Origin of the sequence: Rothia sp. P7208 (genome assembly GCF_048512915.1) — a bacterium.
In the GTDB taxonomy this organism is placed as follows: domain Bacteria; phylum Actinomycetota; class Actinomycetes; order Actinomycetales; family Micrococcaceae; genus Rothia.
In genome coordinates this window covers 253,976-266,610 of record NZ_JBLXXW010000001.1, presented here as the reverse complement: position 1 = coordinate 266,610, position 12,635 = coordinate 253,976, and the positions used below count along the sequence as shown (strand labels likewise).

At 47.2% G+C, this 12,635-nt stretch carries 11 protein-coding genes and 1 tRNA gene; 6 read left to right on the top strand and 6 right to left on the bottom strand.

Annotation, left to right across the window (positions count from 1 at the left end; genetic code table 11):
- Positions 1–59 precede the first annotated feature (59 nt).
- The 4 genes from ACN084_RS01215 to ACN084_RS01200 form a co-directional block, all read right to left on the bottom strand.
- Entirely contained in the window at positions 60–1,055 is a 996-nt protein-coding gene (locus tag ACN084_RS01215) for an NUDIX hydrolase (RefSeq protein ID WP_419105636.1), read from the bottom strand.
- Between the two features lie 125 nt (positions 1,056–1,180).
- Positions 1,181–3,421 (bottom strand): RNA degradosome polyphosphate kinase, encoded by a 2,241-nt coding sequence (locus ACN084_RS01210; RefSeq protein ID WP_419100906.1) that lies wholly within the window; start codon positions 3,419–3,421, stop codon positions 1,181–1,183.
- 63 nt (positions 3,422–3,484) lie between these two features.
- A complete protein-coding gene (mshD, locus tag ACN084_RS01205) occupies positions 3,485–4,567 on the bottom strand; it encodes a mycothiol synthase (protein WP_419105635.1) in 1,083 nt (360 codons plus the stop codon).
- Between the two features lie 132 nt (positions 4,568–4,699).
- Positions 4,700–5,374: a winged helix-turn-helix transcriptional regulator gene (locus ACN084_RS01200; protein WP_419100904.1), complete on the bottom strand. Its 675-nt coding sequence runs from the start codon at positions 5,372–5,374 to the stop codon at positions 4,700–4,702.
- Positions 5,375–5,591: 217 nt separating this feature from the next.
- Between ACN084_RS01200 and ACN084_RS01195 the strand changes: the two genes are divergently transcribed.
- From ACN084_RS01195 to ACN084_RS01185, 3 genes are all read left to right on the top strand, one after another.
- Positions 5,592–6,341 (top strand): hypothetical protein, encoded by a 750-nt coding sequence (locus ACN084_RS01195; protein WP_419105634.1) that lies wholly within the window; start codon positions 5,592–5,594, stop codon positions 6,339–6,341.
- Between the two features lie 275 nt (positions 6,342–6,616).
- On the top strand, positions 6,617–7,300 hold the full coding sequence (locus ACN084_RS01190; protein WP_419100902.1) for an FABP family protein: 684 nt from the start codon (positions 6,617–6,619) through the stop codon (positions 7,298–7,300).
- 3 nt (positions 7,301–7,303) lie between these two features.
- Positions 7,304–8,440: a YgfZ/GcvT domain-containing protein gene (locus ACN084_RS01185; protein ID WP_419105633.1), complete on the top strand. Its 1,137-nt coding sequence runs from the start codon at positions 7,304–7,306 to the stop codon at positions 8,438–8,440.
- 87 nt (positions 8,441–8,527) lie between these two features.
- On the opposite strand, the gene ACN084_RS01180 is transcribed toward ACN084_RS01185, so the two are convergent.
- Entirely contained in the window at positions 8,528–9,559 is a 1,032-nt protein-coding gene (locus tag ACN084_RS01180; protein WP_419100900.1) for a 6-phosphofructokinase, read from the bottom strand.
- A 252-nt stretch (positions 9,560–9,811) separates the two neighbouring features.
- Positions 9,812–11,017, bottom strand: coding sequence for a pyridoxal phosphate-dependent aminotransferase (locus tag ACN084_RS01175; protein WP_419105632.1), 1,206 nt, complete (start codon positions 11,015–11,017; stop codon positions 9,812–9,814).
- 325 nt (positions 11,018–11,342) lie between these two features.
- On the opposite strand from ACN084_RS01175, the gene ACN084_RS01170 reads away from it, so the two are divergent.
- The 3 genes from ACN084_RS01170 to nusG all read left to right on the top strand — a co-directional run bounded on the left by ACN084_RS01170 (position 11,343) and on the right by nusG (position 12,608).
- A tRNA-Trp gene (locus ACN084_RS01170) sits at positions 11,343–11,415 on the top strand.
- 85 nt (positions 11,416–11,500) lie between these two features.
- Positions 11,501–11,767, top strand: coding sequence for a preprotein translocase subunit SecE (gene secE, locus ACN084_RS01165; protein ID WP_419100898.1), 267 nt, complete (start codon positions 11,501–11,503; stop codon positions 11,765–11,767).
- A gap of 58 nt (positions 11,768–11,825) precedes the next feature.
- The gene (nusG, locus tag ACN084_RS01160) at positions 11,826–12,608 is read left to right on the top strand and encodes a transcription termination/antitermination protein NusG (protein WP_419100897.1); all 783 of its coding nucleotides are present in this window, start codon (positions 11,826–11,828) and stop codon (positions 12,606–12,608) included.
- Positions 12,609–12,635 lie beyond the last annotated feature (27 nt).

The window sequence follows — 12,635 nt, the reverse complement described above, 5'->3', positions numbered from 1 at the left end:
AATAACCTCTCTCCTAGAAAAAGAGAGAGGTTAACAACACACCTAATATGGTGAGCTGATTAGTCGTCAAAAGAACGAATACGCTCCCACGAGACAATACGCGTAGGACGTAACTTACTGATATGAAGCACCAACAACTCACCCAACTCTAAACGTGGGTCACGAGAAGGAAAATTTTTGGCTACAGACTGAGGAACACTCTTTGCAAAAACCTCAACAACCGTCGGCAAAACAGGACGATGAGTACACAAAGCCACCGGATATTCCTTATCGAAAAGTGATTCCACAAAACGTACAACACGTTTAGGATGACGATGATGAGAATCTTCTGTCAAAGTAGATTTCTCTTTGATAGTGATACCCGTATTTTTAGTGTATGCAGCCACTGTTTGCATACAGCGTTTCCACGGTGAAGAATAAATTTTTTGAGGAGCCCAAGCCTGTAAAAGTCGGCATACCGATAATGCTTGACGTTTTCCCGTTGCCGCTAACGGGCGTTCCCCCTCGGCAGCTGTCCACGTTGAACGTGGTTTAGCTTTTGCATGACGAATCACCACAAGAGAACGAGTTGCAAGATCTTTTTGTTCCCAAAGACGAACTAACGCTTCAAGAGGTTCTTGATCTGTTTCGTTGGTTAGCATGGTAAACGCCTGTTCTGGCGTGACCCAGCGCAATTCATCTACCTCACCCATATCGGCGTGAGGCTTTGTGGCAGCAGATACTTCCGCCGCCCAATAGTAAACATGTTTTGTTTTACGTTTAACAGGGTATTCTGTGCGGGCCAGAGGCACCCCAAGAGTAACGTCTAACCCCACCTCTTCACGGACTTCACGGATAGCAGTTTCAGCAATTGTTTCGCCACTATCTTGTTTGCCTTTAGGCCACGACCAATCATCATAGCGAGGGCGGTGGATGATGAGAGTCTCTAAACGCTCATGCTTATAACGCCAGACGATACATCCTGCTGCCGTAACAGGTACTTCGTTATCGCTAACACGTGTCACCGAATAATCGTCATCACAACGATGAGCAGAATACACCGACTCTTTTGCCATAGCGGAGGGGCCTTACCTGTGTGTGAACAAAGAATGTCTTGTGGAAGAAAACCTTCCACAAGACATTCTAAAGAACCAAAGCGTACAAATGATAATCCGCTTACGACTCAAACTCTAAAAAGTTATTATTTTCCTTGTCGACGCTCTCGAGATTCCAAATAATAGGATTGAACATCTGTTAGCGGATTGCCATCCTGATCCAGATAATGACGTTTCCACGTACCTTGACTATCAAGGTGCCAGCTTGAGGTGCTATCTGAAACATAGAGGTCAAACATATCCAACAGATATTGTTGGTGGGCCTCATTCTTGATAGGGACTAACGCTTCTACACGACGATCAAGGTTGCGGTGCATCATATCTGCAGAACCGATAAAAATTTTCGGTTCTGAACCATTAGCAAAGGTAAACACACGAGAATGTTCTAAGAAACGCCCCAAAATGGAACGCACCTGAATGTTCTCTGATAAGCCCAGAACTCCAGGACGTAAAGAACAAATGCCACGGACAACAACATTGACCTTAACACCGGCTTGAGAGGCGCGATAGAGAGAGTCAATAATTGCTTCATCCACCATGGAATTACATTTAATCTGAATCTTTGCTTCTCGACCAGCAAGCTGATGTTCAATCTCACGGTTAATATGCTCAATCAGCCCAGAACGAATAGAATGTGGCGCCACAAGCAACGACGTATAACTTGTTTTGGGAGCATATCCTGAGAGCTGATTGAACAGACGTGAGACATCTTCTGTAATTTGTTCATCACAGGTGAGCAGACCCAAATCCTCATAGAACCGTGCAGTAGAGGGATGATAATTACCCGTACCGATATGGCAGTAACGACGGAGCTTGTCGCCTTCTTTACGAACAACCAGCGAAAGTTTACAGTGCGTTTTAAGCCCCACAATGCCATAAACCACATGGACACCAGCACGTTCTAGCTTACGCGCCCATTTAATATTGGCTTCTTCATCAAAACGTGCCTTGATTTCGACAAGAGCAAGTACCTGTTTACCGGCTTCAGCAGCTTCAATCAGCGCATCCACAATCGGAGAATCTCCAGAAGTGCGGTACAACGTCTGCTTAATGGCCATAACATTCGGGTCTGCAGCTGCCTGTTCCAAAAATGCTTGAACACTCGTTGCAAAAGAATCATAAGGATGGTGGAGCAGCACATCATGTGAACGTGTTGCCGCAAAAACTTTTGCAGCTTTTGAGGTTTCGTTCTCATTGAGCCATCGTGAAGTGTGAGCAACATGCTTAGGATAATGCAAGGCTGGACGATTAGCTTTAACAATGGGGCTCATACCACGCAAATCTAAAGGCGCTGGTAGCTTATACACTTCAGATTCTTCGATGCGTAGCTCAGAGATGAGCAAAGATAGCGTATAGGGGGTGATAGTGTCTTCAACCTCTAGACGTACCGGAGGGCCGAAACGACGACGGAGCAACTCTTTTTCGAGAGCTTTGAGCAGGTTTTCTGCATCATCTTCTTCAACCTCTAAATCTTCGTTACGGGTTACACGGAACGCATGCTGTTCAACAATTTCCATGCCGGGGAAGAGATAATGCAAGTTATGAGAGATAACTTCTTCAAGGGAGATAAAACGTGCTTCACGTGAAGGAGAGTTCAGCGCACGAGACCCATCTAAAGAGATCATACGATCAATTTGATCGGGAACTTTCAGACGCGCAAAGAGGGATTTGCCGCTTTGCGGACTACGTATGACGACCGCAAGATTCAACGATAGCCCCGAAATATAGGGGAAGGGGTGTGCTGGGTCTACAGCCAACGGAGTAAGAATAGGAAATACCTCAGATAAGAAGTATTGGGTGAGGCGTTTTTGCTCTTCTTTGGTGATGTCTGACCAGCGGACAAGATAAATATTCTCTTGTGCCAGTGCAGGGAGAATTTCTTGATGGAAACAACGGTGCTGACGTTCCATCAGCTGATGGGCAGAGTCTGCAATCTGTTCCATTTGCGCGTCTGCCGATAGGCCAGCGGGGGTGGGAACAGCAATACCTGTTGCAATACGTCGACGTAAGCCTGCTACGCGCACCATAAAGAATTCATCGAGGTTTGACCCAACGATGGATAAGAAGTTGAGACGCTCAAGCAAATATAAATCGGGGTCTTCTGCTAACTCTAAAACACGAGTATTAAAATCTAGCCAGCTTGTTTCTCGATCTAAGAAACGTTCTGGGCCGAAGTCTCCTTGAATATCTGGAAGCACAAGTTTCTCTACCGCCTCAATGCGGTCTCCTTGAGTTTTTGCACGTTCGATTTTGCTAATATCTGTGACGATATGCTGAGAATTCTCCTCAGCAGCTATCGGACGCTGACGCTGAACTTTTTCGGCCATGATGTTCCTTTCAACGGTAGAACAACGGGTATATGTAAGTTTTATAAAAATGAGCTCAGGTGTTTAGTGTGCTGTTATGGCATACATAATGTCGGTAGAAAGAGACTCAAAACCTATCTGACGGTAAAGATTCCACGCGGCATGGTTTTCTTCATCGACATATAAAATAATTCGGTTCAAAGACGAGCCGTCTTTGAGTCGTGCTTGTGCCAGATAGTTCATCCCCTCAAATAAGAGTGCCTTACCAAGATTTTTTCCTTGATGTTCAGGGGATATCGCAAGAACATAGACTTCGCCTTCTCGAAGCTTTTGATGTTCTTGTCCTGCCGGTATTTTGGTCCAATGAAAACCTGCAAGTTGTGGTGTCTGTTTTTGGCCATCTTCTAGGGGCTGTATGGTTTCAAGAAGTAAGAAACCCTCAGCGTTAAACCAATCGGCGTGGAGCCTTTGAGCTAAGTCTTCTGCGGTAAGTGATCCTTGCTCTGGGTGTTGTGCGAAGGCCTGAGCGTTAAGCTCTAGCCACTGCTGGTTATCAGTACCTGGAATAAACGGACGCACCGTGTACTCTGCTGAAATAGGGTTGTGTTGAACTAATTTTGATAGTTGCTGACGAGAGCTTGGTGTGAGCTCAAATTCAAGCTGGTGTAGACGTCGTACCGGCTCGAGGCCATGACGTTGCGCTAAATGCGTAGAACGTTCAATGAGCTGTTGTCCCTGTTCTGCACGAACCTGATGCGCCCACGCTACGCGAGTATAGTGCGGGTAATCTGTGTCGATACGCTCAAAGAGCTTTTGTGTGAGCACCGAACCAAGACCTTGCCCTCGATATTGTGGGTGCACACCCCCCTCTATAAGAAGTTGTGTCCCTTCAACGTTTAATGCAAGAAACACCCCTATGAGGGTCGTGCCCTCATACATGCTGACCCCCACCATGGGCGATGGCTCTTGCCCTGAGCTATGGCAGATTCTATCGACCAGAAGAAGAGACTGCTCTGAGAACGGGCACGTCCCTTCTAAGCTGAGTAAAGATTGGGCAAAATCGTGTATTGACCGTGAGAGAGCAACAGTGCAGGTGTTAAACTCTTGCACTTCGCGATAAGACATGACAACGTCACCGGATTCTTTACGTATAGATATAGAGGACAAATAACTATCCTCTTAACTCTACCGTGAGTGATGGTTTATGAAGCGAACAAGACGCCACAATGAGATGAGAAGATCCCCTAAAATCTCGTTAAACAACCAGTGAACAGGGCATAACCTACGATTCTCAACGGTTTAGGAACGTGGAGCGTTAAAACTATATCCAACATTGCGCACAGTCGAAATGAGGTGCTCATGCTCAATCCCTAATTTTGAGCGTAAACGACGGATATGCACATCTACTGTACGAGTGCCACCAAAATAATCGTATCCCCACACTTCTGATAGCAACTGACTACGAGTAAAAACTCTTCCCGTATGTTGTGCCAAGAACTTGAGCAGCTCAAACTCTTTATAGGTAAGGTTCAAAGGAGTCCCGTGCAAACGGGCAGTATACGATGCCTCATCGATAGTGACAGAACCGCTTCGTATTACGGTTGAGTCTTCGACTTCTTGCTCTATATGAGCGGTAACAAGACGCAAACGTGCTTCTAACTCTGCAGGCCCTGCAGAATCAAGAATGATATCATCGACCATCCACGTGTTAGACACTGCCGCCATACCGCCTTCGGTCAGCACCATGACAACAGGAACACTTAAACCGGCAGCCTTGAGAAGCTGAGCCGTATTGCGAGCTGTTACAAGCGCCTCTCTGGCATCAATAAACACCACATCAGTATTTTCGGTATCAATCTGCGCTACAGAGAGATTTAACGGTGCCTGTTCACATCGATGACTCAACAAATCTAAAGCTGGTAACACCTGAACAGGAGAAGGAGAGAGATCCGAAAGTAAAAGAATATGAAGCATCTTTCGTTATCTCTCCTTGATACATCGGACGGTGTTGAGTTCGTACTCTACAAAAACAATATGTAGACCATCATATAAAACTTATATTGAACTGAACACGACGTGAACCGAATATGGATACGCCTCTTAAGAAAAACACTAGGTAGAGTAGTTCCTAAGAAGACATTGCAGAAAGTTCTTGAGAAGATATCGACGCTCAGCGAGAAAATAGGCATATATGGCTAAAACACCCCACCGGGCAAACAATTACATCTACCGAAACTTCATCCCACAACTTAGAAAACACCGTAATCAGGTGATGTATTCAGGGCGCATCGGCGCTATCGGAAGAACAACATCTTCACGGTATCGTCTTGTAGCTCTCTGCGCATTTTTCTCTCTTCTATGCTTTATCGTCACTTCTTTTTTTAGCCCCACCTTGACTGCTGGATTCGGTTTTTTGGTGGTGGCTCTTATTGCGGGAGGATGGCCTGCGGCAACCGGCGTGGCTGAACTACGTCGAGTCAGAAGAATCTACTCTCACTCCGTAATTATTCTGCTCAGCGGGTTGTGTACGGTCGCTATGACTCTCACCATCCACACGCAACAACAGCGACTCTACCTCCTACCTGCTATTGCAGCGTTAGGCGTCGTTGCAAGCTTCCTGATTGAGCTTTCTCGAGGAGAAGGCGCCCGCGGCAGATTAGAGTCGGTGATAGCGTGCTCTACCGGCGTTCTAGCTTCTGTTTCCGTTGCTGGATGGGTAGGGCTGGCTAATGTGTATCAGAGCACTCATTCTCCGTTTCCGATGATGGTGGCGGGGACTGTCGTCTGCGTATTAACAGCGTTAGTTGGTGCACGTCTTGTCTCTGCTGGGCCTCAAGAAGGGCCTCGACGAGGGGCCGTAACATTGGGTGTTACGCCGGTAGCCTTTGTGGGAGTCATCAGCTATGTTATCGCGATTATGCTCACATCTATGATATGGTGAAGCCCATGAACGTTGCACTAGAAATTTTCTTTCTTTGCCTACTAGCTTTCTCGGGGGCATGCATCTTCGGAAGCATGTTTGCTGTTGTTCGAGGGCTTTTTAAAGGGCAAAAATAATATTTTCCAATCCGTCGACTCTATGAGAGGTGTTGACGCTCACTGTAGAGCGTTAACACCTCTTTTTTATCGAGTTCTTCTGTGCACCAGAAAATATAAGTTTTTTGTTGGTGTAGCTGTAGTATCGCGCAAAATTATGATGGCTTATAGACTAGAACCATGCCTATTGAAATTCCCAGTAACTTAACCCCCGAACTTGTTCCACTCTCATGGCTTCTTGGCACGTGGGAAGGTACCGGAACCCTATGGTACGACGAAGAAAACGGAACACCATTTGGTCAAATCATGACATTTACACAAGATGGTTTACCATTTGTCGAATACCGTGCAGAGTCCTTCCTCCTTGACGATGACGGAAACAAACTGCGCCCGCTCACAGTAGAGACTGGTTTCTGGCAGGTTGACAGAACCCAATGCGATGCAGATGTTGGGCCAGGACTCAAACCTGCTGACATCGTACCTGCGTACCCTGACGCCGAATCAGTTGAAAAACTACGTAACGGTGATGACGGGTTCAACATTCTTGCTGCTATTACTCACCCCGGCGGTATTAGTGAAAACTATGTAGGGCTCATTAAAGGCCCTGTTATTCGTATGCAAACCGGAAACCTCATGCGCGATGAAATCTCTAAAGAATACGCTGGTTCAGTGCGTCTTTGGGGTTTGGTCAATGGGAACCTCATGTGGGATTGGGAAATTGCTGATCAAGAGGGAAAACTCCATAAACATGCTTCAGCAGAACTACGCAAAACAGGTTCCATGAGCGGTCTGGACCTTGGCGGACATGTCTTTAACACCGAAGCTGAAACTTCCGAAGACTCTTCGAAAGATACCGAGAACTAGAAGATGTCAGAGTACCTTAGCCCTCTTCATCAGGCATACGGCGTATTTGCTGGTTCTGGCGTAGACGCACCTGTAGCGGCACATTATGGTGACCCCATCAGAGAGCAACGACGTATCAGCTTAGGTGCTGAACGCCATGTCATTGCTGATTATTCTCATCTTGGGGTAGTTACCGTTGGTGGGTCGGATCGGCATCGTTGGCTTAGTTCTCTCTCTTCACAAGAACTTTCGGGGCTGTCTGCTCACCATAGTACTGAGTTGCTATTACTTAGCCCACAAGGGCGTATTGAGTATGCCCCGTATGTTCTTGAAGACGGGGAGAAACTCTGGCTAATATGCGAACCAAAACAGAATCAGCCATTGACCGAGTACCTCAACTCCATGAAATTTATGCTCGATGTGACGGTTTCTGATGTCAGCGAAGACTATGCGGTGCTGTGTTCTTGGGATGACCCTCGTACGAATACTCAGGCGCCGGAGGCCCTCTCGAAAGCTCCGTGTTGGGAAGACCCCTGGCATAGCGTTTGTGTTGGGGGAGTCAGCTACACCGAAATAGACGCACAAGAACATCCTGCCTGTGACTACCAACGTTTCATGTCTATTATCCCTCGCGAAGAACTCCTAGATATTGCTAGTGCTTGCGAGCTTGTAGGCATGTGGGCTGCTGAAGCGTTGCGTATTGAAGCGTGGAGACCTCGATATGCAACGGAAGTCGATCATAAGAGCATTCCCCATGAGCTAGATTATCTGCGAAGTGCAGTGCATCTTTCTAAAGGCTGCTACAAAGGGCAAGAAACTGTTGCTCGGGTGCATAATTTGGGGCATCCTCCTCGTCGTCTAGTGTTTCTTGACTTAGATGGTTCTGAACATACTTTGCCAACTGTTGGCGCTGGCGTGTATTTCAATACTCGGAAAGTAGGGGTTATCACTTCTGTCGCTCAGCACTGGGAAGCGGGGCCTATTGCGCTAGCTGTTATTAAACGCTCTGTGGATCCTCAAGCTCCGTTGCGTGTTGTCGATGAGTTGGAGGGTGCTGGCGAAGTTCATTATGCAGCGGCTCAGACCGTTATCGTCTCTGCTGATGCAGGGCAAGCTGTTGGGCGCCAAGAACGTCGCCAATTCTTACGTCGTGAAGAATAATCCTTGGTGATACGACTGAGGGCTTTGGGTGTACTACTTGTGGTAGTACACCCAAAGCCCTCAGCTGTTATGAGGTGGCTTTATTCTTTAGCGCCCAAAAAGAACTTTAGCTTCATCCCAGCGTTCTTGAGGGACGCTCTTGAGCCCGTCAAGTGCTACTGAGAGGTCTACACGGTTAATGTCGGTGCCTTGAAGAGCTACCATCTTGCCCCAGTCTTTATCATGAACCATGTCGATAACTGCCATACCAAGACGGGTAGCTAGAACACGGTCAAATCCGGTAGGTGCTCCACCTCTTTGGATGTGACCAAGAATGGTGTTGCGCGTTTCAATTCCGGTAATTCGTTCGAGTTCTTGGGTGACGTATTCTCCGATACCTCCGAGACGGGGACGGCCGTCTTTTTCGAGGCCTTTATTGTGGAGGACTTCGTCGAATCCTTCGGGGATGAATCCTTCTGCAACAACAACCAAGGGGGAGCGTCCACGTTCGTAGACTTCGCTGACCCATTTTGCCACTTGTTCCATCGAAACTTTTTGTTCGGGAATGAGTACGGCGTGAGCGCCTGCAGACATGCCAGAATGTAGTGCAATCCAGCCGACGTGGCGTCCCATCACTTCTGCAACCATGCAACGGTGGTGAGATTCACCGGTGGTGCGTAGACGGTCCATTGCGTCGGTTGCGATGGATACTGCGGTGTCAAATCCGAAGGTGTAATCGGTTGCTTGGAGGTCATTATCAATTGTTTTGGGAACACCAACAACAGGTAGTCCTGCATCTGCTAGGCGTTTAGCGCCGGCTAGGGTTCCTTCGCCACCAATTGCGACGATAGCGTCGATGTGGTTGCGTTCCATCATGATTTCGATGTTTTCGGGGCCACCGTGTGGTCCGTCAAATGGGTTGGTGCGGGAGGTTCCGAGAATTGTTCCGCCTTGACGTGCTAGACCGCGTACCTTGGTACGGGGGAGATCCATATAATCTCCTTCGACAACGCCACGCCAGCCGTCACGGAATCCGACGAACTCATGTCCGTAGGTTTTGATTCCGTTAAGTACAGCGCCGCGAATGACGGCGTTGAGTCCTGGGCAGTCGCCACCGGAGGTGAGTAGACCAATTTTCATAACGTGCGTCTCCTAAAGTCCCACAACGTAAAGTTGGGTTTTTATGTTTTTTGCTTCTGCGTCACCTTGAATTTGTGTGTGTTTTACCTGAAGTAAAACCTGAAAAATCAAGAGTTTCTACGGAAACCTATCCTTCAATCTATTGTAATGAATTTGGTGTTGTGTGGGTAGTTGTGGGAGTTGTTGGTGTGTCTGAATCAGGTGACATAACTCATAAATCAACAGGGATAAGCCACTACCACCACGGAACACCTACACTGCAGTCGCTAAAAGTTTCTGAATGCGCCCTAAACCTTCGGCTAAATCGGCATCTCCTAACGCATACGATAAACGCAGATAACCGGAAGGACCAAAAGCCTCACCGGGCACAACCGCTACCTCTGCCTGATCCAAAATCACTTCTGCAAGAGTTGCTGAACTGTCAATAGTGACACCTCCGATGCTCTTGCCGAAGAGCCCGCGAACATCTGCATAAGCATAAAAAGCACCTTGAGGAGTTGGGCAGAAAACACCATCAATGGAATTGAGTCCTTCTACCATAGTTTTTCGTCTGCGATCGAAGGCTTCGTGCATAGAATGCACTGCATCAAGAGGGCCCGAGACAGCGCAAAGTGCAGCCTGTTGCGCAATATTGTTGACGTTAGAGCTCAAATGGGATTGCAAGTTTGTTGCCGCTTTAACAACGTCTGCTGGGCCATAAAGCCAACCAACACGCCAGCCAGTCATTGCATAGGTCTTTGCAACACCGTTGAGAATAATGGCATAGTCGGCTAATTCTGGAACAGCTTTGAGGATAGAAGTTGCTTGAACGCCGTCATAGGTGAGGTGCTCATAAATCTCATCTGAAATGACAAAAATATTTTTCGACAATGCCCATTCCCCAATAGCTTTTGTTTCTTCGGGGGTATATACCGAGCCGGTGGGGTTTGACGGAGAAACAAAAATGAGGGCTTTCGTGGCAGGAGTATAAGCTGCTTCGAGCATCTCTACATTTACTTTGTAGTCTTGATGCGAGTCTGCAAAAACTTCGATGGGATTTCCTCCAGCAAGACGAATAGCTTCTGGATACGTCGTCCAATAGGGGGCTGGTAAGAGGACGTCATCCCCGTCTCCGATAACGGTTGCAAAAGCCTCGTAAACTGCTTGCTTGCCGCCGTTGGTGACAACAACTTGAGAGGCCTCAATATCAACGCCTGAATCACGTCGTGTTTTTTTGACGATTGCTTCCTTGAGAGCTGGCAAGCCGGGCGTTGGGCTATACCGAAAATTCTGTGGATTTTTTAGCGCTTGAGCTGCTGCCTCAACGATGTAATCGGGGGTGGGAAAGTCTGGCTCTCCTGCAGCAAATCCAATGACTGGTCTACCCTGTGCGATAAGAGCTTTTGCTTTGGAATCAACAGCCAAAGTTGCAGAAGGTGCAATAGCTCCAATGCGAGGGGAAATACGTTGGGTAGTCATTCTCGAGACCCGCTTTCTGTACCGTAAGTCTTAGCGATACTTTGCTCAAAAAATATGCTCGTATCACCATGCTAAACAATCTCAAGGCATCATGACGAGACTCTGCCGAGATAAACTTCCGAGAAAAATAGATGTTTCACGGTGAAATAACAGTTTTCTTACTCAAAGAAGTGCTTGTTTGAACGTGAAATACGCAATAAAAAGTGTTGCTGGAATTGCCAAAGGCAAAATAATCCCTTACAGTAGTCTTTGTTGTTCGCAACCGAACAATACTGTGCTGTCTGCAAGTTATCGCTTATACGACAACACATGAACGAAAGTTCAAAGGGTGGTGGCTCAATTGGTAGAGCAGCGGTCTCCAAAACCGCAGGTTGCAGGTTCGAGTCCTGTCCGCCCTGCAATAGCTCCGTAAAGAATTCAATAAAAAGACGTTAATCTAGACGTTTTTTGAGATGGACCTAAGCAGAAAGGGGCGGGCCTGCCATGGCTGAAACTGCCACTAACGGAACCGCCGCCACTCAAGAGGACGGCGTAACAAAACGTCGCGGAATCTTCGCGCGTATCTTCCAATTTATTCGTGAAGTAATCAGTGAACTCAAAAAGGTTACGACCCCCACTCGCAAAGAGCTCGTCAATTACGTCATTATTGTTTTGGGCTTCGTTACTTTCATGATTCTTCTCATCTTCGGTCTTGATTATCTATTTGGTCAGGCTGCGTTCTGGATTTTCGGAAACGGAACAATTAAGTAAACTTTTAAGAATCTGCAACTAATAGAGCCAGATAAGTTCAAGAGAAAGTAGGAGAACCGTGTCCGAGCAGGAACTTGCACACGAAGCGCAGGAAGCTGTTGAGGTTTCTGAGCAGGCTACCGCTGATGACGCGCAGGTCGAGGTAGAAGACGCTCTAGACGTTAACACCTCAGAAGAGACCCTCGAAACATCAGAAGAAAACTCTTCTGAGGAGGAATCTGCTGTTGACTCTGAGCCAGCTGTTGACCCTCTAGAGGCTTTTAAATCTCAATTGCGCCGCCAAGAGGGCGACTGGTTCGTCGTTCATACTTATGCTGGTTTCGAGAACAAGGTTAAAGGCAACCTCGAATCTCGTGCGCAGACTTTGAACATGGAAGAGTACATCTTTGAAGTACAAGTTCCTATGGAAGAAGTCAAAGAATACAAAAACACTGTCGAAAAAATTGTTCGCCGTGTTCGTATCCCCGGTTATGTTCTTGTGCGCATGGAACTAACCGATGAATCATGGGGTCTTGTTCGCCACACCCCCGGTGTTACCGGATTCGTTGGTTCTGACGCCTACAACCCTGTTCCTCTACGCCTTAACGAAGTCATCGATATGTTGGCTCCCGTATTTGTTGAAGAACAGGCGAAGGCTGGCAATATTGAGCCTCCTCAGCCTCAAATCGAGGTCGATTACGAAGTTGGAGAAACCGTCAACGTTAAAGACGGCCCGTTCGTGGGATACCCAGCAACCATCTCTGAGATTAAGCCAGAATCTTCTTCCTTGGTTCTTCTCATTTCTGTCTTCGAGCGCGAGACTCCTGTAACGGTATCTTTCTCGCAGGTTGAGAAAGTCTAAAACCATATTGAGTTTTTGATAAAGCTC